At 45.4% G+C, this 23,113-nt stretch carries 25 protein-coding genes and 1 pseudogene; 20 read left to right on the forward strand and 6 right to left on the reverse strand.

Annotated features, from left to right (window positions below; all coding sequences use genetic code 11):
• Positions 1 to 77 precede the first annotated feature (77 nt).
• Positions 78 to 317, reverse strand: a complete 240-nt coding sequence (locus DESLBE_RS00495) for a TIGR03905 family TSCPD domain-containing protein (protein ID WP_144674800.1) — start codon at positions 315 to 317, stop codon at positions 78 to 80.
• 173 nt (positions 318 to 490) lie between these two features.
• Between DESLBE_RS00495 and DESLBE_RS00500 the strand changes: the two genes are divergently transcribed.
• The 4 genes and pseudogenes from DESLBE_RS00500 to DESLBE_RS00520 all read left to right on the forward strand — a co-directional run bounded on the left by DESLBE_RS00500 (position 491) and on the right by DESLBE_RS00520 (position 4,046).
• Positions 491 to 1,669, forward strand: a complete 1,179-nt coding sequence (locus DESLBE_RS00500; protein ID WP_144674801.1) for an MFS transporter — start codon at positions 491 to 493, stop codon at positions 1,667 to 1,669.
• 639 nt (positions 1,670 to 2,308) lie between these two features.
• Complete coding sequence (locus tag DESLBE_RS00510; RefSeq protein ID WP_144674802.1) at positions 2,309 to 2,719, forward strand: response regulator; 411 nt, start codon at positions 2,309 to 2,311, stop codon at positions 2,717 to 2,719.
• Positions 2,709 to 2,807, forward strand: a pseudogene (locus DESLBE_RS00515) (DUF3102 domain-containing protein); the annotation flags it as partial. The gene DESLBE_RS00510 and the pseudogene DESLBE_RS00515, both read left to right, overlap by 11 nt.
• A 453-nt stretch (positions 2,808 to 3,260) precedes the next feature.
• Positions 3,261 to 4,046 carry a hypothetical protein gene (locus tag DESLBE_RS00520; RefSeq protein ID WP_144674803.1) on the forward strand — a complete coding sequence of 262 codons (786 nt, stop codon included), beginning with the start codon at positions 3,261 to 3,263 and terminating at the stop codon, positions 4,044 to 4,046.
• A gap of 177 nt (positions 4,047 to 4,223) precedes the next feature.
• Here DESLBE_RS00520 and pepT read toward each other — a convergent pair whose 3' ends face one another.
• Entirely contained in the window at positions 4,224 to 5,456 is a 1,233-nt protein-coding gene (pepT, locus tag DESLBE_RS00525; RefSeq protein WP_144674804.1) for a peptidase T, read from the reverse strand.
• Positions 5,457 to 6,025: 569 nt separating this feature from the next.
• Here pepT and DESLBE_RS00530 point away from each other — a divergent pair.
• From DESLBE_RS00530 to DESLBE_RS00540, 3 genes are all read left to right on the forward strand, one after another.
• Complete coding sequence (locus tag DESLBE_RS00530; protein ID WP_011460033.1) at positions 6,026 to 6,412, forward strand: BlaI/MecI/CopY family transcriptional regulator; 387 nt, start codon at positions 6,026 to 6,028, stop codon at positions 6,410 to 6,412.
• A complete protein-coding gene (locus tag DESLBE_RS00535) occupies positions 6,405 to 8,651 on the forward strand; it encodes a M56 family metallopeptidase (protein WP_144674805.1) in 2,247 nt (748 codons plus the stop codon). Before DESLBE_RS00530 ends, DESLBE_RS00535 begins: the two co-directional genes overlap by 8 nt.
• A gap of 63 nt (positions 8,652 to 8,714) precedes the next feature.
• On the forward strand, positions 8,715 to 8,942 hold the full coding sequence (locus tag DESLBE_RS00540) for a tautomerase family protein (protein WP_144674806.1): 228 nt from the start codon (positions 8,715 to 8,717) through the stop codon (positions 8,940 to 8,942).
• Positions 8,943 to 9,082: 140 nt separating this feature from the next.
• Here the strand turns inward: DESLBE_RS00540 and DESLBE_RS00545 are convergent, their stop codons facing one another.
• Together DESLBE_RS00545 and DESLBE_RS00550 are read right to left on the reverse strand one after the other, a co-directional pair.
• Positions 9,083 to 9,532, reverse strand: coding sequence for a putative toxin-antitoxin system toxin component, PIN family (locus DESLBE_RS00545; RefSeq protein ID WP_144674807.1), 450 nt, complete (start codon positions 9,530 to 9,532; stop codon positions 9,083 to 9,085).
• Positions 9,516 to 9,710, reverse strand: coding sequence for a hypothetical protein (locus tag DESLBE_RS00550; RefSeq protein ID WP_144674808.1), 195 nt, complete (start codon positions 9,708 to 9,710; stop codon positions 9,516 to 9,518). Before DESLBE_RS00550 ends, DESLBE_RS00545 begins: the two co-directional genes overlap by 17 nt.
• Before the next feature lie 247 nt (positions 9,711 to 9,957).
• Here DESLBE_RS00550 and DESLBE_RS00555 point away from each other — a divergent pair, with 247 nt between their 5' ends.
• The 12 genes from DESLBE_RS00555 (at position 9,958) to DESLBE_RS00605 (ending at position 21,274) form a co-directional block, all read left to right on the forward strand.
• Entirely contained in the window at positions 9,958 to 11,919 is a 1,962-nt protein-coding gene (locus DESLBE_RS00555; RefSeq protein WP_144674809.1) for an ABC-F family ATP-binding cassette domain-containing protein, read from the forward strand.
• Positions 11,920 to 11,954: 35 nt separating this feature from the next.
• Positions 11,955 to 12,107: a hypothetical protein gene (locus DESLBE_RS26410; protein ID WP_015944478.1), complete on the forward strand. Its 153-nt coding sequence runs from the start codon at positions 11,955 to 11,957 to the stop codon at positions 12,105 to 12,107.
• Between the two features lie 70 nt (positions 12,108 to 12,177).
• The gene (locus DESLBE_RS00560; protein ID WP_005812681.1) at positions 12,178 to 12,690 is read left to right on the forward strand and encodes a VUT family protein; all 513 of its coding nucleotides are present in this window, start codon (positions 12,178 to 12,180) and stop codon (positions 12,688 to 12,690) included.
• A gap of 43 nt (positions 12,691 to 12,733) precedes the next feature.
• The gene (gene queC / locus DESLBE_RS00565) at positions 12,734 to 13,435 is read left to right on the forward strand and encodes a 7-cyano-7-deazaguanine synthase QueC (RefSeq protein ID WP_144674810.1); all 702 of its coding nucleotides are present in this window, start codon (positions 12,734 to 12,736) and stop codon (positions 13,433 to 13,435) included.
• A gap of 14 nt (positions 13,436 to 13,449) precedes the next feature.
• The gene (locus DESLBE_RS00570; protein ID WP_144674811.1) at positions 13,450 to 14,043 is read left to right on the forward strand and encodes an HD domain-containing protein; all 594 of its coding nucleotides are present in this window, start codon (positions 13,450 to 13,452) and stop codon (positions 14,041 to 14,043) included.
• A complete protein-coding gene (locus DESLBE_RS00575) occupies positions 14,040 to 14,471 on the forward strand; it encodes a DUF188 domain-containing protein (protein WP_144674812.1) in 432 nt (143 codons plus the stop codon). Before DESLBE_RS00570 ends, DESLBE_RS00575 begins: the two co-directional genes overlap by 4 nt.
• Before the next feature lie 88 nt (positions 14,472 to 14,559).
• Positions 14,560 to 16,071: an IMP dehydrogenase gene (locus tag DESLBE_RS00580; protein ID WP_144674813.1), complete on the forward strand. Its 1,512-nt coding sequence runs from the start codon at positions 14,560 to 14,562 to the stop codon at positions 16,069 to 16,071.
• 229 nt (positions 16,072 to 16,300) lie between these two features.
• A complete protein-coding gene (locus tag DESLBE_RS00585) occupies positions 16,301 to 16,639 on the forward strand; it encodes an iron-sulfur cluster assembly accessory protein (protein WP_144674814.1) in 339 nt (112 codons plus the stop codon).
• 50 nt (positions 16,640 to 16,689) lie between these two features.
• Complete coding sequence (locus DESLBE_RS00590; RefSeq protein ID WP_243131200.1) at positions 16,690 to 17,265, forward strand: hypothetical protein; 576 nt, start codon at positions 16,690 to 16,692, stop codon at positions 17,263 to 17,265.
• A 214-nt stretch (positions 17,266 to 17,479) separates the two neighbouring features.
• On the forward strand, positions 17,480 to 19,318 hold the full coding sequence (locus DESLBE_RS00595; protein WP_144674816.1) for an LTA synthase family protein: 1,839 nt from the start codon (positions 17,480 to 17,482) through the stop codon (positions 19,316 to 19,318).
• A 271-nt stretch (positions 19,319 to 19,589) separates the two neighbouring features.
• Positions 19,590 to 20,504 (forward strand): N-acetyltransferase, encoded by a 915-nt coding sequence (locus tag DESLBE_RS00600; protein ID WP_144674817.1) that lies wholly within the window; start codon positions 19,590 to 19,592, stop codon positions 20,502 to 20,504.
• Positions 20,505 to 20,617: 113 nt separating this feature from the next.
• Positions 20,618 to 21,274 carry a hypothetical protein gene (locus DESLBE_RS00605; RefSeq protein WP_144674818.1) on the forward strand — a complete coding sequence of 219 codons (657 nt, stop codon included), beginning with the start codon at positions 20,618 to 20,620 and terminating at the stop codon, positions 21,272 to 21,274.
• Positions 21,275 to 21,420: 146 nt separating this feature from the next.
• On the opposite strand, the gene DESLBE_RS00610 is transcribed toward DESLBE_RS00605, so the two are convergent.
• Both DESLBE_RS00610 and DESLBE_RS26415 read right to left on the reverse strand, forming a co-directional pair.
• A complete protein-coding gene (locus DESLBE_RS00610; RefSeq protein WP_018306166.1) occupies positions 21,421 to 21,834 on the reverse strand; it encodes a type II toxin-antitoxin system death-on-curing family toxin in 414 nt (137 codons plus the stop codon).
• A 2-nt stretch (positions 21,835 to 21,836) separates the two neighbouring features.
• Positions 21,837 to 22,007, reverse strand: coding sequence for a hypothetical protein (locus DESLBE_RS26415; RefSeq protein WP_018306165.1), 171 nt, complete (start codon positions 22,005 to 22,007; stop codon positions 21,837 to 21,839).
• Positions 22,008 to 22,345: 338 nt separating this feature from the next.
• Between DESLBE_RS26415 and DESLBE_RS26420 the strand changes: the two genes are divergently transcribed.
• Positions 22,346 to 23,074: a hypothetical protein gene (locus tag DESLBE_RS26420; protein WP_243131201.1), complete on the forward strand. Its 729-nt coding sequence runs from the start codon at positions 22,346 to 22,348 to the stop codon at positions 23,072 to 23,074.
• The last annotated feature ends 39 nt before the right edge of the window (positions 23,075 to 23,113 follow it).

The following is a 23,113-nucleotide window of genomic DNA, read 5'->3' on the forward strand; positions in this document are numbered from 1 at the left end:
ATTTTGCGCCATTGGCTCACTATTTTCGCAAGCAGAAACCCCGCCCGGTCATATTCTGACGACTGGGCGGGGTTCTCTTACTTGCTGGATTCCAGGGCTTTGGCAAGCTGATCGGCACAGGATGTGGCTTTATGGCCACAGCGGATACCTTTGAGACGCTCTGCCACATCGTCCACAGACATTCCTTCCAGAAGCACAGCTAAAGCCTGCAGGTTGCCGGGACATCCGTTGACGAATTCGACATCGTATAGTTTGTTTTCCTTTATCTCGAAATGTATATGGCTTGCGCAAACACCTTTTGTTTTATAAGTACTCATAATCTGTCCTTTCCATGAATCTTTCCAAGAAATTTCTGTGATTTTTAATTCTGTTAGGTGATTTATACTTCAACATCTATTATAATGATTCAATGGATATTTGAACAGAAACAAAAACTCTATGTAAGGTAATGGTCTTAGCGGTTCAGCAGCAGTATGATGGGAGTGTACTCATGCAAAAGCAATATCTTCGGCCGATGGTTATTTTGGTCATCATCCAGTTCCTGGTTATGGTGGGCTTCGGGATAGTCATTCCCATCCTTCCTTTTTTGATAGAAGAACTGGGCGGCGGGGCTTTCTCACTGGGGTTATTTATGTCTGCTTATTCCATTATGCAGTTCTTCTTTGCCCCCTTTTGGGGAAGGCTGTCGGATCGCATCGGCAGACGGCCTGTTCTGTTAATTGGACTTAGTGGTTATGGCATTACCTTTTTTCTCTATGGAATGGCCGGAAATCTGCCTCTTCTCATCGCTTTTCGAGCTCTGTCGGGGGTGGTCTCTTCGGCCACTTTGCCTACCGCAATGGCTTATATGGCTGATATAACGGAAGGAGCGGACCGGTCCAAGAGTATGGGAATGCTCGGAGCCGCCATGGGATTGGGGATGGTTTTCGGACCGGCTTTAGGCGGTTTCCTGGGACATTATAGCTTTACGTTACCCTTTTACTTTGCAGGAACTTTGGCTTTGCTCGTCCTGCCTTTTGCCTGGAAGCTGCTGCCTGAAACCCTCAAAGAACCCAACCTGGAATCTAAACCAAAAGTACGCCTTCATCCCGGGGTGATTCGGGATCCTTTATTCCCGCTGTTTATCTTCAATTTCGTCCTTAGCTTTACGATGGCCATGTTTGAAAGCACCTTTACCTTGTTTGCAGCCGAGCGGGTGGGATTCGGGCCCCAGGAAATGGGCATCGTTTTTATGATTATCGGCATTACTGGTGTGATCGTTCAGGGAATGCTGATTGGCAAGGTGGTCAGGCGGTTTGGGGATGCCAAACCGGCCAAGGTGGGAGCACTTCTTTGCGCTGTGGCCTTCCTCTGGCTGCTTTGGGCACCTAATGCCATCCTGTTGGTTCTGGGAACGGTAGTATTTATGGTCGGAAATTCCTTTATGGTTCCCACCGGTTCCAGCCTGGTGAGCAAAAACAGTCATACCGGGCAGGGAGCTTCTCTGGGTGTATTTCAATCCTTTGGCAGCCTCGGCCGAATTGCCGGCCCTCTGGTGGGAGGCGGTATCTATGGATTATCCATGAATACCCCCTATGTCATTGGGGCGGCTACCCTGGTTTTGTGCCTGATTTTCTTTGGCACCAGGATTCAGGATTGCAAAGCGGGTGAGGCCGGCACTTCAGCTTAGGCTGCACCATCGAGTGATGAAAAATAGCAGCAAATAGTGATGCCTTGCTCAATATCATGGAGTACATTGTTCAACATCATAAAACCTTAGCCACCTTGAACGATAAAATTCCTGCCTCACCATCCACCTGGCTTGTAATTCCCTCCCAATACCCCTATAATGGATACAGGTGGAAATTAAAAGGCCGCCGCGGCCTGAAAGTGCTACCAACACTTCCAGGCACGCGCAAGGTGTGGAAGCACCTACACGTAACAGCAAGCTGTCCGCGACGACAGATCCATTATACAATGCCCTTCCCTCCAGTACAACCGTACCGGCGGCCAGGGTGTATAACCAGAGTGTATAATCGGATTGCCGCTCAGGGAGCGTGCTGATTGTGTGCGACTTGAGAGCAGAAACTTGAGACAGTATAATTCAGGCGCATGTGTAGGGATAAACCCTTGCATGCGTCTTTTAATTTCCCCTGATCACCGCCAGGCTGCCGGAAGCGGACCCTTGATGGGGGTCCGGTCCGGTGCCGGGCGGGAAAAGGGGGAAGTATATGAATAGCAGAGCAGGAACGGATGGACCTATCCTCATGGTCACCTATGCCTGGGCAGAAACCGGCCAAGGGCGAAGGAGAAAGGCCCGGCGGAAGCCATGCTGAGCGCCGGGTTGAATATTAGCCTATGCGATGACGGTGCACTGCAGCGGGCATACATAAAACTTATCCTTCAGGACTATGAAAGCAGATGCGGAGTCAAGTTTAACCTTTATGAATTCAGCAGCGGGGAGGAACTGCTGGAAAAATTCAACGAGAACCCTAATCTATTTGACCTTTTCTTTCTGGATCACCGGATGAAAAAGATCACCGGTCTTGAGGCTGCCTCACATATAAGGCAGCGCAATCAAGGGTGTCACATCGTTTTCATAACAGCGTCGGAGGAGCAGGAGGATTTTAAAGCCGTGTCGCCGCTCCGCGTCCTGACTAAACCGGCCCAGCCGGCAGCCGTCTGGGACATTCTGGACAAGGTCGCGGCCGAAAAAATCAGCCCCAGCCATCGCGGATGATTTATCCACTGAACGGACGGCGCTGGTGATCGCGGCTGAAATAAATATGATTACCCGGCAAACCCGGAAAATTCTGCTGGCCACAGCTTAGGCTGATTTCCGTGGGCGATGAAAATAGCTCAACATAGTGATGTTTTTGCTCAATATGTGGTATACTAAAATTAAATAGGAGTCATGCGCTAACATGACCCCTAGCAACAGCCGCTTGAAGTGCGGTCGGCTTTGGAAATCGGAAAATAGACCGGCATTCCTTGAGCAGAGGCGGTCTATTTCCGTTTATCGGAGGTAAGTAATAAAGCAACTAATGCTCCAAAGGAGATCATTAGTGTTAAAGGTTCATATACTTCCATGGCATCACCTTCCTTCGGAGGAATGCCGACCGCTCTGCTGCAAAAATTAATTATAGCATACAAGCACTCTGAATAGGGGTGCTTTTTCTTATATACTTCTTAACCACTGGTGCTAAAAGGGGAAAGTGAGTCATATGGATTTAGGGAGACAGGCTCGCAACACGAATTGCCCATAGAAATGAGGTGGCACAGTGGGGGAGTATGTAAGAGAAGAAGTCTACCCGATCATCCAGGGCTTGGATTTATATCTGGCGAAAGGCAAAGCGATTTCCTATAACTCAAGTTCCTTCAATCAGCTCAAATTAAATTTGCGGGAGTATGAGCTTTACTTTAATGAAAGACGCTGTGAGAATTTTGATATGGTGGGAACCTACCGGCCTTATCATTTTAATTCGGAGAATTTCGGTCTCTATCTTTATGCGGAAATGTTCGGGATGTATCTCTTAAGTGTTCTCAGACAGACCGCGATGACCTTAAGAGAGGCGCATACCCTGGCTTTGGATTCTGTTCTCACTCATGTGTCTTTCCATTATCTCATTGAGCGCTACTGTATTTTGCTGGATGATGTGGGAAGGAATAATGAGGGTCTTTACCCGGCTTATAAAAGAAAGATCTATAGTCAGACCTGGGGCACTCAGGATTGTCTTGAAGAAACCCTGGCCAACGCCTTTGTCTTAAAGGCGCACCCCTACTGGACCGATAAGCAGAAGGACTATATTCAATCCGTGTATGCACGGCAGCGGGAAGGGTATATTCAAGCCCACAATCTGAACCCTGTGCATTATCGGGAACTCTACGGTCTTCTGGAAAACCAGCTTAAAGGCCAGAGAAGCGCGCATGAGGTGCCCTCTCTTTATGATTTTGTCCATAAGAACTTACCCTTTCGCTTTATCGGGCTTCCGGTGTATTTGGTCAATGATTGCGGCAAGCTGGAAGAATTCATTCAAATCGTCGAACTCTTATTTCCACAGATATAGAAGTGCTTTTTAGATATAGAAGTGTTTTTTAGAGTTTTCATCAGGTGAATGGAAAAACTAAGAAAACCATGAGTTGAAAAAACCGCATGAGATCAAACGATGATTTCACGCGGTTTTATATTATGTGGCTGTTTTGGACTATGGTTGTTTAAGTGCTAATCTTGTAAGAAGGGCCCTTTAATTTGAATGCTCTTCGGCATAGAGTTCAATAATTCTGAGGATAACTTCCACGGATTTTTCCATGGCGAAGGTGGGAATGAATTCATAGCGGCCGTGGTAATTATGCCCGCCGGTGAATAGATTAGGGGTGGGCAGGCCCATAAAGGATAAGCGTGAGCCGTCGGTGCCCCCGCGGATGGGCTTGATCAGAGGTTTAACCCCCACCGTCTCCATGGCCTTTTGGGCTTTATCCACAATATGCATCACCGGCTGAATTTTTTCTTTCATGTTTTTGTATTGATCGGTGATCTCGACATGAAAATGTCCCGATCCGTATTTTTTGTTGCACTCTTCCGCTAAATTGAGCATGGTCTCCTTACGCTTGGCAAAAGAGTCTTCAGCAAAATCCCGGATAATGTAGTAAAGGGTGGTTTCTTCCACATCTCCCCGGATATCATTGAGATGATAAAAGCCCTCATAACCCTCGGTGGTGGCCGGTGTTTCCTGAGGGGGGAGTTTGACGATATATTCATTGGCTAAAAGAATGGAATTAATCATTTTGTTCTTGGCATTGCCGGGGTGAACATTTCTTCCTTTTACTTTCACGATAGCTTTGGCGGCATTGAAGTTCTCGTATTCCAGCTCGCCAATGGGCCCGCCGTCCACGGTATAGGCAAAATCTGCTCCAAAACCGGCCACATCAAACTGGTCGGCACCCCGGCCGATCTCTTCATCAGGGGTAAAGGCCACACAGATGGTTCCATGCTCAATCTCCGGGTGTGCAGTCAGATAGGCGATTGCTGTCATGATCTCGGCGATGCCGGCTTTATCATCCGCTCCCAAGAGGGTGGTACCATCAGTAGTGAGCAGGGTTTTTCCTATGTAATCCAGCAATTCCGGGAAGTCTGCAGGGGAGAGGACTAGATTGTGTTCCGGGTTAAGAAGGATGTCCTGGCCGTCATAATCTTTTACTAACTGTGCTTTGACATTGGTCCCTGAAAAATCAGGACTGGTATCCATATGGGCGATCAAGCCGATGGCGGGGATCGCCTTGGTAGAGTTGGCAGGCAAGGTTCCATAAACATAGCCTTCCTGGATGCGCGCATCCTGCAAGCCAAGCTCTTTAAGTTCTTGTTCAAGAAGCCGGGCTAAGTTCAGCTGCTTCCCGGTGCTGGGGGTGGTTTGGGACTCTTCATTGGATTGGGTGTCGATGGCCGCATATCTGAGAAAACGTTCGATGACACTGGACATGATTAAGCCTCCTCATTCGTTGGTAGGGAACTAGATATAGGAATTGGTTAGCCTGGGTTTAATGGTTATATATTAGCTTTTTGGACTTAGACTTTCCAAGACCATGCCGGAAGGTAATACCCCTTGACGTTCAGGGATTGTAGGGGTGAAGATGAAAATTCGCCGGTTTTGAAATTGAGTCAGCTAGCTTAGTAAAAGTCAAAATCAGCGGATTTTTAAACTCACTTGCCATACCTTGGTATTGGCTGACAAGCAGATGAGCATTAAACATTTGTCCTTGAAATACCTAAGCCAGTCGTTAAGATAACTAAAAATAGCCCCCCTGGCAAGGACAAAGGCTATTTTTTAGGTCAATCCCATATGACCGCATTGCGGACTAAGCCGGCACACCGGCTGAGATATTAATCCATCTCCGCTTTTGCTGCTCCTATTATAACCCTAAAACAGAAAAATATAAAGAGAATTGCTTGGAGGGTATTTTTGCTTTGATTGCTTGACATGTGTCGTGTAAACGGCTATAGTATTTTTAGTGAACGACATAAGTCGTGCAATGGGAGGGGAGGGTCGTAATGGTAACGGCAAATAATGCCCTTGGCAAAAGTGAGTGGTATATCATGGAGAAATTGTGGGAGCTGGCACCCCGCACCTATGTGCAGCTCTGCCATGAATTAAAGGATGATCCGGGCTGGAGTCGCAGTACAGTGCAGACCATGCTGGAACGCATGACTGAAAAAGGTGTTATTCGCTTTGAAGTGGTAGGGCGGGCCAAGCAATATTACCCCAATGTGGCACGGGATGATGTTGCGGTGGCTGAGGCACGTTCCTTGCTTGAACGGGCCTTTGCAGGCTCGGCAAGCATGATGATGAGCACCTTAGTACGGAAAAAGCAGCTTTCCAAAGAGGAGATCAACGAGCTGTACGCCATTTTGCAGGAGGCGGAGGATAAAAATGATTGAAACAGTGATGACCTCTTCCGTTCTGATTCTTATTGTTGTTGCCCTGCGGCAGCTGCTGCGCGGCCGGATTTCCTCCCGGCTGCAATATGCGCTGTGGCTGCTTGTGGCGATCCGGCTGCTTCTGCCCTTTTCCTTGTTTGAAAGCCCCATCAGTGTGCTGAACGCTTTGCCCAAACAGCCCGGTGGTTTTGTTACTGTTGTTCCGACTACCATACCTAACCCAGCTGCTCTAGTTACTTCAGCTGATCCAGCTGTTCCAGCTGACCCTGCCAATCCAGTTAATCCAGTTAATCCTGCGAAGGGAATAGAGCCAATCGGAATTCAGACAGCTCAAAATAATAATACCGTCACCAATGCTGCAGCTCATAAGACAGACTACGGAGCGATGGCAACTTATCTCTGGTTGGGCGGAATTTTGACCAGCGGCGGGGTTGTGGTCATGGCCAATGTTCGCCTGAGCCGAAAGCTCAGACGAAGCCGGCAGCGGGTACATAATGTTTCTTGCCCGCTGGCTGTCTATGTCACCGAGGATTTGCCGTCTCCCTGTTTGTACGGATTGTGGAAACCTTCTATCTACCTGACACCTCCCAGTCTCGCCGATGAACAGAGAACAACCCATGTGATTGCCCATGAGTTGACTCATTACCGACATGGTGACCACATTTGGTCTCTTGTGCGCGTTTTATGTTTTTGCATTCATTGGTTCAATCCGCTGGTCTGGCTTGCTGTGGTGCTATCCCGTCAAGACAGCGAGCTGGCCTGTGATGAGGGAACCCTTCGTGTACTGGGTGAAAAAAACCGCCTGGCTTACGGCAAAACTCTCATCGAAATGATGACCGTATCACCAAAGCCTACGGAGTTATTTTACTGCGCCACCACTATGACAGGAGGTAAAGGAGAAATAACAGAGCGCATCAAACGGATCGCTCAGAAGCCGCGCATGCTGAGGATCACCTTGATTGGGGTGCTGCTGATTGCCGCGGTTTCCATAGCGGTTACCTTTGGCGGAGGCTATAGCGAAACGACAGCAAAGGAGGTTGGCTTAGCCGAAGACCTCTGGAAAAGCCGGACGGAGTATCTGGGGGATAACTCCGCAGTCGGCAAGCTGATTGGTTTATTACCTGTACCGGAGGGTGTGCAGTACGATCACTTTAAGCTGCACACCGGTGAGCAGCCTTATGATATTGAAATTATTTACTCTGTTTCCGCTGAGGTGCTTAAGCAGTATGATACGGAAGAAACCAGGCAAGCCAATCCTTTTCGCCAAAATGCCCTGATCCTGCTGGCTCTGGTTGATAATGCCGGAGGTATTCGCGCTACATTAACTGATGGCCAGCGTGAAGTAGGCTTTATCAATGGTCGTGAATGGGCGGATTATGCGGTTGGTGAGGATGTCAGAAATTATGCCGAAAGCCCCGAAAAGCTGGGGGAGCTGATGGACTTTTCCTTTACCTCCGGGACGGCGACTCAGATCAGAACGCCTATTGAAGGGGGAACCCTTGTCTATGACAGCTCCGGTATCCTTATTGAAGATATCGAAGGTAAGGATGCCCGCGGTGATATTTTTTTCAGAGGAAAAGTCATGCTTATCAGCGATCCCAAGCGGGTTAAAGTAGCCGTTACTCAGGAAATTGGAACGGCCGGGGAGAAACTCACGGATATGGTAAGCCGTTCAGGCGCCATTGCCGGTATCAACGCCGGAGGAGTCTACGATCCCAATGGGGAGGGGAATGGAGCCATTCCTTATGGAATTACGGTGCAGAACGGGGAAGTCGTGTATGACACTATCAGGGATGAAGCAGTTGATTTTGTGGGGCTTGATGCCGAGGGCAAACTGATCATTGGAACTATGAATGTTGCTGAGATTAAAGAGAAGAACATCCAAGAAGGGGTAGGATTTTCCTCACCCTTATACAATATGGGGACGCCTTTAGTCAGGAATGGACAGCCTGCCGTCTCCGGGAACGGCGGCTGGGGGATAGCCCCTCGCACCGGAATCGGCCAGCGTGCTGACGGGACCCTTATTTTGCTGGTGATCGATGGACGTGATCCTGACTGGAGTATCGGAGCAACCCTAAGAAATATGGCGAATGTCTTTTTAGAGTATGGTGCTGTGGAAGCGGTTAATTTGGATGGCGGCTCCATGGTGGAGATGGTTTATGAGGGCAGGGTTTTGAATAAGCTTAGGAATATTTTCGGCGAGCGACCTATCCCCACCGGATTTGTGGTGATGCCTTAATTGAAGAAAGTTACAAATATTGTGTTCATTAACACTCAATAACATGACAAAGGAGGATGTATTATGCCCCATATCGCAGTCAGCCTTTATCCCGGACGGGATCGTGATACCAAGCTGGAGATTGCCAACAAGCTGAAAGACTTGATGGTAAGGGAACTCAATTTTCCACCTGACTCGATTTCAGTGTCGGTTGTAGAAATTGAACCGGACAGTTTCGTGGATACCATTCAACAAAAATATGATGGCAAGGATTTATATATCTCTTCTCGTGCTGTGAAAACATCGACATAGCCAATTGCATTTAATAAGCTGTTTGAAGAGCGGACCGACTTCCTGTAAAAGATTCGGTCTGCTTTTTCGATGGATGGACTTGATCTTTAAGATTTGCAAAAAAAGCAATAAGAAAAACCTCCGTATTGGAGGTCCTGGTCTTATTTAATCAAACCCTCATAAATAGAAATAAAATCTTCAGCAGATAAAATTCTTAATCCCTTGATTTGAACAGCATGAATACCGCTTCTAAAGTCGTTACTAACAAGAAAATCGGCTTCGCCTTTAATTGCTGTCTTTAAAAACATTTCATCAAATACATCATTAAGTGCTGGACACTCAGCTTCTAATGTATTTACGGAAATAGCATCCAGGAAAATATCTGAAAGATCGTGTAGATAATCATATCGCTCTTGTTTATCATCAATCAAAAATGTTACTGCATTTTTAATGACATAGAATAATTCACCGATAGTTTCCTGAGAGAAAAGTAAGGTAATTTTATTATTGTTAACTAAATCCATTACAGCATCACAGTAAAAATATTTGTTGGAGAACCAGGAATTAATGAATATATTAGTGTCAATAACAGCTCTAATTTTCCTTTTCATACCTCTTAATACCTGTTATCTTTCTAACATCTTCAATTGTTAATCCTTTTTTTGTCATGGCTTCCTGAAATCCTTGTTTCATCTTTGCCATAGGTGGAAGGTTTACTTTCGTATCAGGTTTTGCTAAGGGCTTCATTTCTGTAGCCTCCTTACCCTTACGTTCATCTTTCTTGCCCATATATTACCACCTTCCAAGTGTTTCTACAAGACTTTATGTCTAGTTTTCCCAACGTAGAAGAGTGTAATCCGTTTAATAGCAAAATGAGAAAAAATGAAATTGCTTGTGTTTTTATGATTGGTGCAATGGGATGGATTTGCAGTTCACTGGAGCTCATAGAAATGATATACTTAAAATTAGTGTGTATAAAACATGGCTCGGTATATCTGCTGCCTATTTATATTATTAAACTATAAGGGGAATCAAAATGAATCTGTTAACTGCTGAGTCCCTAACCAAGAGTTATGGAATTAAGCCTTTATTCCAGGATATTTCCTTAGGCATAGAGGAAGGTCAAAAAATTGGTATTATCGGGGTCAACGGAACAGGGAAATCCACCTTGCTGAAGATTCTGGCCGGCTTGGAGCAGCCGGATCAAGGGCAGATCACGACCAATAATGAGCTGCAGTTGGAATATCTTCCCCAAGAGCCCGACTTCGATCCCGAGGCTACGGTATTGCAGCAGGTTTTTAAAGGCAATTCCCCGCTCATGAAGCTGCTTAGGGACTATGAAACGGCCCTGGAGCAGCTGAATCAAGATCCCAACAGCGAAAGTTACCAAAATACCCTGCTCCAGCTAGGGCAGAAGATGGACAGCCACAATGCCTGGCAAATCGAGAGTGAGGCTAAAGCCGTTCTCACTAAGCTGGGGATAACCCAGTTTGATATTCCCGTCGGGACACTGTCCGGAGGACAGCGTAAACGGGTGGCTTTAGCCGGTGCACTGATTCAGCCTTCAAATGTATTGATTCTGGACGAACCTACCAACCATATCGATAATGAGATGGTGGATTGGCTGGAGAATTACTTGCATAAGCTTAAGGGTGCTCTTTTGATGGTCACTCATGATCGCTATTTTCTTGATCGGGTGGCGAATCGAATTTTTGAACTGGATCGGGGAAAACTTTATGCATATCCAGGGAATTACAGCCGTTTTTTAGAATTAAAGGCAGAGCGGGATGAGCAGGAGGAAGCCACTGAAAGGAAACGGCAAAATATCCTGCGCAATGAGCTGGCCTGGATTCGCCGGGGAGCCAAAGCACGCACCACCAAGCAAAAAGCACGCATTGATCGGTTTGAACAGCTTCAAGCTGATCAGCCTGAAGAGAAGACCGGAAAAGTGGAAGTTTCTGCAGGAGCAGCCCGGTTGGGAAAAAAGGTCATCCAGTGTTCTCATCTGCGTAAATCATATCCCGGCTCAGGGACGGTTATTGATGATTTCAGCATCATCCTGGCTAAATATGATCGCATCGGAATCATTGGCCCCAACGGCAGCGGCAAGTCAACCCTGTTAAATATTTTGGCTGGGCGGATGCCAGCCGATGCCGGAGAGATCGAATGGGGACCCACAGTAAAGCTGGGGTACTTTGCTCAGGAATACCGGGAGTTTGAACCACAGACCAAGGTCATCGATGTGATTAAAGCCGTGGCGGAAGTGCTGCCAACTTCTGATGGAGGGGTCCTGACGGCCTCGCAAATGCTGGAACGCTTCCTTTTCACTCCTGCCCAGCAATGGACTCCCGTTGAAAAGCTCTCCGGAGGAGAGAAGCGGAGACTTTATCTGCTGCAGGTTTTGATGAGCTCCCCTAATGTGCTGCTGCTGGATGAGCCGACCAATGATCTGGATATTCAAACCCTTAGTATTCTTGAAGATTATTTGGAGGATTTTCCCGGAGTGGTGATCACGGTATCCCATGACCGCTTTTTCCTGGATAGGGTGGTAGATCAAATTCTGGCCTTTGAGGGCCAAGGAAAAACCCATTCCGCCATCGGGAACTATACAGACTATAGGGAACAGCTGGCCAGGCGGATTGCGGAGGAGCAGTCCTCAGGAGAAGCCCTCTCTAAGACGCAGAAGCTGAACGGCCAGAACTCGAGGCTGGGTGAAGCTGAGGCTGCCGGGCATCAGGCCAGGCCAAAAGAGCGCCCGGTGAAAATGAGCTATAAAGAGCAACGGGAGTATGAGCAGATTGAAGACAGAATTGCCGGTCTTGAGGGTCAATTGGAACAAGTGGATCAAGATATGGCGGAAGCGGGAAGCAATTACGGTAAATTGAATGAGCTGATGAAAGCAAAGGAAGACCTGGAGAAGCAGCTGGAAGAATCTCTGGAGCGCTGGACCTATCTCAGTGAACTTGCCGAGGAGATTGCGGGCCGTAAAGCCCCCTAAGAGTAATGGAGCAAAAAAACCGGAGGTATATGGCAATGGATAAAAATATAGAGCTAATGAAAAAGCTCATCGAAGAGAAGAAGAAAAAAAGTGCTCAGCAAGGCGGACCCAATAAGGCTGCTGCTAAGTTAGGGCAAGCCCGCGGCGGGATCAAGAGCCATAAAAAAGGCGGGCTTTTTGATAAGTAGATCTGGATATTGCCCGTGGATTGACATAGGGTTTATAATAGTTTGATAGAAAAATGGAGGAGTGGGTATCATGCTCATTGTACTAGCATATTTGGCGGCCAATGTAGCAGCTAATTTGTCGGTAACCTATTTTGGCCCGATCTCAACACCGATTAATGCATTTTTGCTGATTGCGTTTGACCTGGTCGCCCGGGATAAGCTCCATGAGCAATGGAGCCGCAAGCATCTCTGGCCGAAAATGCTTCTTTTGGTGGGAACCGGTGCTTTATTGTCCTGGTTTATCAATCGCAATGCCGGGCCCATCGCCGTGGCCTCGTTTATCGCTTTTTTGCTTACCGGTATTACGGACACTGCCGTTTACCAGGCTTTAAGGAAGCATCCCCGCTTTGTCAAAGTCAACAGTTCCAATGTTGTTTCCGCGGCGGTGGATTCCATCGCTTTTCCGACCTTGGCCTTCGGGATGTTTATTCCCTATGCTGTGTTTGGGCAATTTTTTGCCAAGGTTTTCGGGGGTTACATTTGGTCCCTGATTCTGTTCAGAAAAGACAGGCCAAAATTGGATGATGGCTTAAAGACTACCTGATCTTAAAAGCCACTTGAATTATAAGGAGAGAAGGAGCTCAGTCATGAAAAAAGCGGTAGTATTGCTCTCAGGCGGTTTGGACAGCACGACCTGTATGAGCGTTGCCCATAAGGCCGGGTATGAGTTGTATCCTTTATCCTTTGATTATGGACAAAGGCATCAACGGGAATTGGAGGCAGCCAAAGCGGTCGCCCAATACTATAAGGTCAAAGAGCATCGGCTCATTAAGATTGAACATGTGGGAGGCAGCGCCTTAACGGATGCCTCCATTCAGGTTCCTGATTACGCAGAAGATGGCCAAATCCCCGTGACCTATGTTCCCGCCCGCAATATTCTTTTTTTAAGCTATGCCTTAGGTTACGGAGAGGTTATCGGAGCGGAGGCCATCTTTATCGGGATCAGTTCCGTGGATTACAGCGGCTATCCGGATTGCCGGCCGGAGTTTTTGCAGGCTTTCCAGAAGGTTGTGGACGTAGGAACGAAAGCAGGGGTGAGCGGCCAAACCATTGCCATCAAAGCGCCGCTGCTTTATCTTTCCAAAGGGGAAACCATCCAATTAGCTGCGGAGAATGGCGCTCCCCTGCATCACACCACAAGCTGTTACCGCGGCGGCGAAAAGGCCTGCGGAACCTGTGACAGCTGTACCTTAAGACTCAAGGGATTTGCTGAAGCAGGTATCAAGGACCCCATAGACTATGTGAATCAAGGGGACAGGTCCTGTTTTTCAACACCCCTGGAAGATTAAGGAGATGCAGTGCAATGATCAGCGAAAGAATGGAAAGGCAGCTGGATTTCATAGTAGCCATCGACGCCTTAAAGGATATAACCCGGCAGAGCATTACCACCGGCAGCAGGCGCCAGGAGAATGATGCGGAACATTCCTGGCATTTAGCGGTGATGGCGATGATTCTCTCCGAATATGCCGAGGATCAGACCATCGATATCGCCAAGGTGATCAGCATGGTGCTGATTCATGACCTGGTGGAGATTTATGCCGGAGATACTTATTGTTATGATGAGAAAGGGTATGAAGATAAGGCAGAAAGGGAGCAGGAGGCGGCAGACCGCTTATTTAATATGCTTCCCGAGGATCAGGCCCAATGGATGATGAGCCTTTGGCAGGAGTTTGAAGAGATGGAAACCAAGGAAGCGGCTTTTGCAGCGACTTTGGACCGTTTCCAGCCCTTATTACTGAATTACAATACAGAGGGTCACACTTGGCAAAGACCTGGAATCACCAGTGAAAAAGTATTAAAGCGCACTGAGATAGCCAAGGAAAAAGTCCCCCAACTCTATGAATATATCGAAAGATTGATTCAGAGGTCTATTGAAAGAGGAATGCTCAAACCATGAAGATTCTGATCGATGGTGATGCCTGCCCGAAAGCTGTTCTGCAGATCTGCCTGAAAAAGGGCCGTCAATATGGTATCCCCGTGTGGACGGTGGCTAGTTTTAACCACGAGATTGCCTCGGATCATCATATTGTCGTCGGCAACGCCCCCCAGGAAACGGATCTTAAAGTAGTGAATTTGAGTGAAGCGGGGGATATTATCGTGACTCAGGATATCGGTCTGGCAGCCATGGTATTGGGCAAAGGAGCCAGAGCCTTGAGTCCAACCGGTAAGGAATACCGCCCTGAATCAATAGCTGATTTATTGGAAGAAAGAGAGCTAAAGGCTAAATACCGCCGCTCAGGAGGAAGAACTAAAGGTCCCGGCAAACGAACTCCTGTTGAAGACCAGCTTTTTGAAGAAATACTGCTCAGGTTGCTGCAGGGATAATGATATTTTTTCGAAAAAGTACTTGTTTTTATTCAGTTGATAATGATAAGATAAAAGATAAAAGTTTTACGAATCAGGAGTGATAGAAATGGCATTATTTTTTGACGAACCTTCACGGACTTTTGGAGAATACCTCTTGGTCCCAGGATATTCCTCTACCGCTTGCGTACCTGCCAATGTAAGTTTGAAAACACCGGTAGTTAAGTTCAAAAAAGGGGAACAATCCTCCATCATCATGAATATTCCCCTTGTCTCGGCTATCATGCAATCCGTCTCCGATGATAAAATGGCTATCGCCCTGGCGAAAGAGGGAGGGATTGCCTTTATTTATGGCTCCCAGACCATAGAAAACCAAGCCCAAATGGTATCCCGGGTAAAGAACCATAAGGCCGGCTTTGTCATCAGCGATTCCAATGTGAAGCCGGAGGATACTTTGGCAGATATTTTAGCTTTAAAAGAAAAAACAGGCCATTCAACCGTTGCTGTCACCGATGACGGCACTGCCAACGGCAAATTAGTAGGTCTTGTAACCAGCCGCGATTACCGGGTGAGCCGGATGCCCACCGATACCAAAGTCGGAGAATTTATGACCAAATTCGAGGATCTGATCTGTGCTGATGAAAAGACTACTCTTAAAGAAGCCAATGATATTATTTGGGAACACAAATTGAACTCTTTGCCTCTCATCGACAAAGACCAGCATTTGAAAACCATGGTTTTCCGCAAAGACTATGATTCCAATAAAGAGAATGAAAATGAGCTTTTGGATGACTCCAAACGCTATGTGGTTGGTGCCGGGATCAATACCCGGGATTATGCTGAGCGCATTCCTGCTTTAGTCAACGCCGGAGCGGATGTTTTGTGTATTGATTCCTCGGAAGGCTTTACAGAATGGCAGAAAATAACCATCGACTGGGTACGTGAGCATTACGCCGATCAGGTTAAAGTGGGTGCCGGCAATGTGGTGGATCGGGAGGGCTTCCTCTTCCTGGCCAAGGCTGGGGCTGATTTCGTTAAAGTCGGCATTGGCGGCGGTTCTATTTGTATAACCCGGGAGCAAAAAGGAATTGGCCGCGGGCAAGCCACAGCCGTGATTGAAGTGGCCAAAGCCCGGGATGAGTATTTTGCAGAGACAGGGATCTATGTCCCGATCTGCTCCGATGGCGGAATTGTTCATGACTATCATATGACTTTGGCTCTGGCTATGGGGGCCGACTTCATTATGTTGGGACGGTACTTTGCCCGCTTTGATGAAAGCCCGACCAATAAAGTCAATATCAATGGCAGCTATATGAAGGAATACTGGGGTGAAGGCTCTAACCGGGCCAGAAACTGGGAGCGTTACGACATGGGCGGAGACAAAAAACTTTCCTTTGAGGAGGGCGTCGATTCTTATGTGCCATATGCCGGCAGTTTAAAAGACAATGTAACCCTCTCCTTAAATAAGGTTCGCTCCACTATGTGCAACTGCGGCGTTCTAGCGATCTCTGATCTGCAGGAAAAAGCGAGAATTACTCTGGTTTCGGCGACCAGCATTGTGGAAGGCGGCTCCCATGATGTGGTGCTCAAAGATAATAATATGGTGGAATATATGAAATAAACACAAATACTCCGGCAACGAACTTCGGATGGCTGATCATCCGAAGTCCGTTTTTATGTAAAGGGTATCTTTAAAACATCCTTTCCCTTTGCTGGTTAGAAATGCTATAATTAACCTAAGACATAATGGAGCTGTATTATACATGGCTTAATCCGCAATCTACAAGCACAAAGCTTAAAAGCGTATAATAAGGAAGTTCGTCCCCAGCGATCATAAGGAGGTTGTGAATATGGTTAAGATTTCAGAGCTTGCGGCTCAGAAAGTTAAGGAAGTGCAGAAGACACAGAATAAGGAGAAGTGCTATCTTCGTCTTTACCTGGCGGGATTTGGCTGCGGTGGCCCAAGTTTTGGGATGGCCTTGGAGGATGCCAAAACCGAATTGGATGTTCTGGATGAAGAACATGGGGTATCCGTTATTACAGCCAGCTCTCTTTCCGAATATCTTGAAGATGCTTTCATCGATTTTGTGGAGAATGAAGAAGGCAGTGGTTTTGAAATCCGCTTGGCGAAAGATTTTGGCGGTCAAGGCTGCGGCAGCAGCTGCGGTGGTTGTGGCGGAAGCTGCTAAGCAATTAAAGTGCATGAGATGTGAAGAGAGCTCTATGTGGGGCTCTCTTTGTGTTTATTGCTGTTGAGAAAAGGAGCAGAAATATGAAAAAAGCAATAGTGTTTATAACTTTATCACTTATAATTCTTCTTTTAGCCGGTTACCAACCGAATAAGTCAATAGGTGTAAGTAATATTGAGGGGCTCCTTCTGGAGCTTTATCAGGTTGAAAACACGAAAGATTATCAGGAACTCCGTGAAAAGCAAAACCAGTATTTGCAGGAAGTAAGCGAATTAATGCCAACAAAAACAGGAATACTGACAATGGCCCCGGAGGACTTTGAGGAATTATTTAAACCCTATCTCGCAAAGTATAAAAGATACTGCACGGAAGCTGCCTGGCAGGGGTTGCTTAAAAACAGATATATAAGCAAATTTGACCAGCTGGCCTGGGAAGAAGAGTGCCGGTTCTATGTGAAAGATATTGAGATTAAGAAAGACCAGGGCAGACAATATTACTACACGGTAGAAGTCGAGAAAAGAGCAAAGGATGGAACCAGTCAGGAGAAGAATGGCGAAGGAATTGTACAGCTGAATGAGGAAGGGTACGTAGATCTCTTTAAGGTGACGAAGAGAGTCGATTTTTAGGCGTTGCGGGGCAAGATTGGCATCTGCCTGGCCGAAGCCAAATAGTACGTTATTGCTAATAATCGGCTGGGAGAGGGCGGTAGGATTTGATATCTGGACGAGAGCCAATTTTAACTGACCGGGAGGGTATGCTATAATGTTAACTGTCTTTACATTTTCGTTACACTGTTTTTAAGATATGTTTACACAATAAAGTTTATTATAAGGTGATGCAATGCCCGTTCTTCAATACGAATCCATCAAGAGAAACCTCCGCCCAATTATAGACCTTGTACCGGATCCTTTTTGGTGGGGATCCTTTATTATTGGCTATATTAAAGTTATTGCTTTTATGGGATTGACCACATCATGGAACAACTCCTGGGAATTTTACTTTGTGAATAATTACGCAGTATCCAGCGTTATTGCTCTTTGCTTTACCCTCTTATTCTTTTCCGCCCCGTTGCTTTTCAAGGGAAGAAGCCGTCTCTGGGTAACCTGGGTCTTCAGCGCGATTCTGGCCTTTTTGTTGTTCGCTGATTTAGTTTATTATCGGGGATATGGTGATTTTCTTACCTTTCATCTCATTGCCCAATTGGCCAATCTTGAAGACCTGGGCGGTTCAATTGTATCTCTGATTTATTTACCCGATGCTCTTTTTTTCATCGATTGCTTAGTGGGCCTCCTCCTGCTTATCGTGAAAAGAGAGCTAGGAAAGGAAATCAGACGGCAAACCCCCTGGTTCCTGCTTATCTGTGTACTTGCTGTGGGGTTCATTTATTCAGCTCATTATCGCTATGACCGGGTGGAGAATGGACAAAACCAGATTGTTTTCCGCATCTGCTGGACTCCCACCGATACGATGAGAAATTTATCGCCTGTGGGCTATCATTTCTATGAGGGCTATGTTTATTTTAAGGAAAATCAGGTCATTGAGCTGACTCCTGAACAGGAGGAAGAGATCGAAAATTGGTATGTACAGCATCAGGAAGATTCACCTGCTGATCAGTATCAAGGAATATTTGCGGGGCAAAACCTTATCCTCTTACAGGTGGAATCCTTAGAGAATTTTGTCATTAATCAAAGCTACAATGGTCAGGAAATAACTCCGACGCTGAACCGGCTTTTGCAGGACAGCATCTATTTCCCCAATTTCTATGAGCAGGTATGGAATGGAACCACTTCTGATGCTGAGCTCCTGACTAATGCCTCCGTATATCCGGTAAGGCGGGGGAGCACCTTTTTCAGATATCCGCTCAACGAGTATAATTCCCTGCCTAAGCTGCTTGCTGAAAAAGGATACACTACCCAAGCCAGCCACCCCGATAATGCCGGTTACTGGAATTGGGTTCAGGCTTTAAGCGCCATGGGTTTCGCCAATACATTGGATATTACGGATTTTGTTATGGATGAGAAAATCGGTCTGGGATTAAGTGACGGGAGCTATCTCCGGCAAATGCTTCCTATCCTTGAGCAATCTGGGCAGCCTTTCTATGATTTTATTATTACCATGACCAGTCACGGCCCCTTTGATCTGCCTCAAGAGTATCGTGAACTGGAAATTGAGCCACAGCTTGACCGGACAAAATTGGGGGGGTATTTCCAGAGCATCCGTTACGTAGATAAGCAGATCGGCATGTTTATAGAATCCCTTGATCAAAAAGGACTTCTGGACAACACTGTGATTGTGATCTATGGCGATCATGAGGGGATTCATAAATATTACAATGATGAGCTTGCCGGTATCCAGCCTCAGGAAGATTGGTGGATGGCAAACGATCGCAAGGTACCCTTAATTATCTACAAAAAAGACATGGGCCCCAAGATTATTGAGACCACAGGGGGGCAGATCGATGTTTTGCCAACGGTCGCCTATTTGATGGGCATAGAAGAAGAAAAGTACGCAGGGACGGCACAGGGCCGCAATCTGCTCACGACCCAAAGAGATTACGCCGTTTTGGCCGACGGAACCTTTGTCGGCACCAGCAAGGAACTTGAGGACCATGCCATAAAAGGACTGTCCCTTTCTGATTTAATCATTCAAAGCAATTATTTTGACCAAAAGGAAAAATAAAGAATTGCAGTTTATTGATAGAATCAGTTCAGGAGGAAAACAAATGGACATTCACAATGAAGTTCTCCAACAGGATATAAGTAAAGGGGAAAAGCCGTAGAATTTTAGTGTTCTACGGCTTTTTCCATGATTAAAACTGAGTTTGGGGATGATTGTTTGTCGGCCTTTCAAATATATGGATAATTTAGAGGAGTATTTAGGAAAATGTTGAATTATAAAATTAAAAGATAAGGCGTGGTGGGAATAGCTTAAGATGAATAGGAGCTGTACTATGAGTGAGATAATTATCAGAAACCTAAGCGAGGAATCGATGGAGGAAACGGTGAAATTTATCTCGTCGTGTCAGACGCTTGACGAGAGTTTTATTGCCTGGTTGGGCTATTCACCTGAAGAAATCAAATCACAACTAATGGACCTCACGCCATCGTTTACAGATAGTTGTTTGATAGCCATAGACGGAGGTGTAATCTGTGGTTTCTTAGGAATTTATATATCGGAAGAACAGTCTGCTCTTAGATTATTGGGGCCGTACGTATCCAAACAAAAAAGCTGGACTGAAATTGCTTTAAATCTGTTAGCTGCCTCTAAGACCAAAATACCCACAACTATCAATCTGGCAAAGGTAGCTTTTTATGAGGCCAATGTGAATTGCAAGCGAGTGTACGAAGCAAACCATTTTAATGTATATAATGCAGAAAAGACTTTAATAAGGGATAAAAAAAGCTTGAGCAATGTATCGGAAGTGGGCAATCAAAAGATAAATATTCGTTATTATACATCAAGTGACTTTGACGATTTTATTAAGCTTCATCCTGAAACCGCCTATTTTACCGGGCCAGAGGTAGTTAACAGGTTAGACGACTATAATCAGTTGATTGTGGCTGAGACGGACAATCATGTCATTGGCTATGTTTATTTGGAAATGCTTAGAGGGGATGGATATGCAGAAATCTGTTTCCTGAATGTTTCTCCTGAATTTAGAAGCAGGGGAATCGGCTCGCGATTAATTAACCAAGTAATACGGGAAGCTTTTAAAAATGATTGGGTTAACCACATTCAGATATCTGTTCGTGTCAACAACAAAGAGGCCGAGCGACTTTATACAAGAATGGGTTTTAAAGAAGAAAATGTAATCATAGCCTTGCAAAGGGAGCTGAACGTATACCCTTGGGGCGAATTTGCATAAGGAGTATTTCCGAGATTATCTTTGTCACGGCATTTGCAAAGGGTGAATTTTCAGGACCCCTCTATCTGCTGGTTTTTGCAGGCAGATAGAGGGGTGGAGCATGGGTAAAACAAATGCAAACGAAAAAAGTTGTAGTATTACCTATTTACTATAGAGAATGTCAAATGCCATTTTTCCTGATTGACCGGAAATACGCCGATTTTAGAGTTGATTATGAGCAGGGGTTTAATGAATTAGCTTCAATATTTGGGATTAAAGAAACACGAGCAATAACACAAGATAATTGGAGAAAGTTTACTAAAAATAGAAAGGTCAATTGGAAATTATATAAAACAAGAGAATTTGAACAGTTAGTGACCGCATTAGTGGATAGAGCTTATGATTATAATTGGTCTGCTTGGGTTGGTGGTACTTCAAATGAATACTCTATAACTCTATATTGCTCTGTTAAACAGGAAAATGAGTATATACACAAACATATTTCAATTAAACTACTTGGTGAAAATAATGCTTATATGGCCAGCTTCAAAAATCAAGCAAACCCCAACAACATTAAAGTAAGTGATTTTGATACTTATATTGGTAACTCCGTAAATGCATGTGATGAATATGTATGGAGATTTATGGATGATTTTAATTCTGCATTTGGGATTCCTCAAGAAAGACCTAGTTATTTTACTGAACGATTTTCTAGAGGAAATGAGATTCATGAAGCAGCAAAAGAAATGATTAGAAAATTCAATTGGTACAAAGGAGATAAGTTGTATTAATTAAAAGCAGAAAAACTTCCGCTAACACAGCATTTTTTAACACTTTGAAAGTGCTGGACGCATCGGGGTTACCTAAACGTTAACTGAAAGTTCCTAACATGGGTTTTCAGGTCAATAAAAATACAGATCTCTATAATGAGATCTGTTTACTTAGAAAATCGCTCTTTTAGCCAATGTGACAGTTCGAGGATATAGGTGTCTAGTGCCTCGCCGGCTAATTGGGAACAAGATATCTGAATAGCCTTATCATATGCTTCGTCATCATCGATATAATCTGAGTATCCATTGATTTTTAGAAGGATTGTGGCTGCATAAAAGCCAACTCTTTTATTACCATCTACAAAACAATGATTTTTCGTGAGGAAATACCAAAGCATCGCTGCCTTTTCAAATACTGAGGAGTATTTGTCATGATCGAAATGGGGGTATTGCTGGTCAAGGATACTCCGGATTTTTGACACAGAATCCCCGTACAGTTCAAAACTCCCGCCAAAGGATTTAATGGCCTCTTCGTGAATTGAGAGGATATCCTCTATATAAAGGAGTTCGATGTCATTCATAACTATTCCGCAAGTTTCTTAAGTAGCTTGGAATGCTGTGATGTAACTTCCTTAAGTGACTTAGCAATTTTTCGTTTATGCTCACTTGAAGAGTTTGGCTGTGCGCCGTTTTTAGGTTCTTTTGGAATAGCCATATCAACATCTCCCTCAGATTTAGCTCTATCTTTATCCATATTGTACCACCTTTCGTGATTTGGAACAATTATTAGTATTATTATTCAAACTAAGGGGATATAGTCTTAAGACTATAAAACATAATGTCACATGGAGCATATACAAGGCGTTTGAAAGGGGGAACTTTTCATAGGCGATATCATCATGGTTTATATTATACCTATGATCATCTTGTTTATAATTTACTATAAGGTGTTTCGTATTGCAGACGATGTGAAGGAAATTAAAAGAATGCTCGAAAATAGTGGCAAATCCGAAGCAAATAAAAAAGAGCCTGAATAGACCCCTTTAATCTTTTTTACTCTACTGATTGCTCATGCAGTGGGAGGCGGCAATAATGAAGCCAAAACAAGGGCTAAAACCCACAGGGACGTTTTTTAATTCTTGCCGAAAAGGCATAGGAAGTGTTTTGAACTACAAAAGGTCGGCTTTGGGGATCATGATTGCTACGGCTTTCATCTGTATAGGAGTGTTGGGAATTTATGCTGTAAATCCCAAGGTACATAACAATGCTGATGCTTCCGATGAGATGGTCGGCTCAGCACAGCAGATATATCAAAACCGGACAGAATATGCCGGTTCTGACAGCGGCGAAGTAGCAGAAGCAGCAGTCCCCGAGTCTGCCATTTATTCACCGGACGGTAATTGGGCGGTATGGCCAAATGTCCAGGAAGATTTGAAGGATGAGAACGGGCTGCTCTACAGCATCCACCAAGTCCTGCTTTATCATACCCAAACCGGAAAGGTCACAGTATTCGTCGATATTGCCGGGCGGGATTTTGACTTTCTCTGGTCAGGGAACAGCAGATTTCTGGCCGCAACCTACTCAGGAAGGGAATGGAAGCATTTCAGCATAGTGGATACTACAACGCTTACCGAGGGGCCAGGCCCTCATATGGCCTTTGTCATGGAGCAATTTAAAGCACAGGGGGAGAGATTGGATTATACGGTTAACGAAGCCCGTCCTGATCCCAGCCGAATGGTTGCAAGGCAGCTTAGAAATCCTCATTTCCTACCAATGGCGCGATACATCTTACATGACACAAAGCGGCACCTTTGTTTATGACGTTGAATCAGGCCAAATATTCGGCCTAATCCAAAACGC

Source organism: Desulfitobacterium sp. LBE (assembly GCF_007830365.1).
Lineage (GTDB): Bacteria > Bacillota > Desulfitobacteriia > Desulfitobacteriales > Desulfitobacteriaceae > Desulfitobacterium > Desulfitobacterium hafniense.

What these genes read in the sequence shown, in the direction of transcription:
- DESLBE_RS00495 (WP_144674800.1), bottom strand. Translation starts at nt 317, where the DNA reads ATGAGTACTTATAAAACAAAAGGTGTTTGCGCAAGCCATATACATTTC.
- DESLBE_RS00500 (WP_144674801.1), top strand. Translation starts at nt 491, where the DNA reads ATGCAAAAGCAATATCTTCGGCCGATGGTTATTTTGGTCATCATCCAG.
- DESLBE_RS00510 (WP_144674802.1), top strand. Translation starts at nt 2,309, where the DNA reads ATGCTGAGCGCCGGGTTGAATATTAGCCTATGCGATGACGGTGCACTG.
- pepT (WP_144674804.1), bottom strand. Translation starts at nt 5,456, where the DNA reads ATGTCCAGTGTCATCGAACGTTTTCTCAGATATGCGGCCATCGACACC.
- DESLBE_RS00530 (WP_011460033.1), top strand. Translation starts at nt 6,026, where the DNA reads ATGGTAACGGCAAATAATGCCCTTGGCAAAAGTGAGTGGTATATCATG.
- DESLBE_RS00535 (WP_144674805.1), top strand. Translation starts at nt 6,405, where the DNA reads ATGATTGAAACAGTGATGACCTCTTCCGTTCTGATTCTTATTGTTGTT.
- DESLBE_RS00540 (WP_144674806.1), top strand. Translation starts at nt 8,715, where the DNA reads ATGCCCCATATCGCAGTCAGCCTTTATCCCGGACGGGATCGTGATACC.
- DESLBE_RS00545 (WP_144674807.1), bottom strand. Translation starts at nt 9,532, where the DNA reads ATGAAAAGGAAAATTAGAGCTGTTATTGACACTAATATATTCATTAAT.
- DESLBE_RS00550 (WP_144674808.1), bottom strand. Translation starts at nt 9,710, where the DNA reads ATGGGCAAGAAAGATGAACGTAAGGGTAAGGAGGCTACAGAAATGAAG.
- DESLBE_RS00555 (WP_144674809.1), top strand. Translation starts at nt 9,958, where the DNA reads ATGAATCTGTTAACTGCTGAGTCCCTAACCAAGAGTTATGGAATTAAG.
- DESLBE_RS26410 (WP_015944478.1), top strand. Translation starts at nt 11,955, where the DNA reads ATGGATAAAAATATAGAGCTAATGAAAAAGCTCATCGAAGAGAAGAAG.
- DESLBE_RS00560 (WP_005812681.1), top strand. Translation starts at nt 12,178, where the DNA reads ATGCTCATTGTACTAGCATATTTGGCGGCCAATGTAGCAGCTAATTTG.
- queC (WP_144674810.1), top strand. Translation starts at nt 12,734, where the DNA reads ATGAAAAAAGCGGTAGTATTGCTCTCAGGCGGTTTGGACAGCACGACC.
- DESLBE_RS00570 (WP_144674811.1), top strand. Translation starts at nt 13,450, where the DNA reads ATGATCAGCGAAAGAATGGAAAGGCAGCTGGATTTCATAGTAGCCATC.
- DESLBE_RS00575 (WP_144674812.1), top strand. Translation starts at nt 14,040, where the DNA reads ATGAAGATTCTGATCGATGGTGATGCCTGCCCGAAAGCTGTTCTGCAG.
- DESLBE_RS00580 (WP_144674813.1), top strand. Translation starts at nt 14,560, where the DNA reads ATGGCATTATTTTTTGACGAACCTTCACGGACTTTTGGAGAATACCTC.
- DESLBE_RS00585 (WP_144674814.1), top strand. Translation starts at nt 16,301, where the DNA reads ATGGTTAAGATTTCAGAGCTTGCGGCTCAGAAAGTTAAGGAAGTGCAG.
- DESLBE_RS00595 (WP_144674816.1), top strand. Translation starts at nt 17,480, where the DNA reads ATGCCCGTTCTTCAATACGAATCCATCAAGAGAAACCTCCGCCCAATT.
- DESLBE_RS00600 (WP_144674817.1), top strand. Translation starts at nt 19,590, where the DNA reads ATGAGTGAGATAATTATCAGAAACCTAAGCGAGGAATCGATGGAGGAA.
- DESLBE_RS00605 (WP_144674818.1), top strand. Translation starts at nt 20,618, where the DNA reads ATGCAAACGAAAAAAGTTGTAGTATTACCTATTTACTATAGAGAATGT.
- DESLBE_RS00610 (WP_018306166.1), bottom strand. Translation starts at nt 21,834, where the DNA reads ATGAATGACATCGAACTCCTTTATATAGAGGATATCCTCTCAATTCAC.
- DESLBE_RS26415 (WP_018306165.1), bottom strand. Translation starts at nt 22,007, where the DNA reads ATGGATAAAGATAGAGCTAAATCTGAGGGAGATGTTGATATGGCTATT.
- DESLBE_RS26420 (WP_243131201.1), top strand. Translation starts at nt 22,346, where the DNA reads ATGAAGCCAAAACAAGGGCTAAAACCCACAGGGACGTTTTTTAATTCT.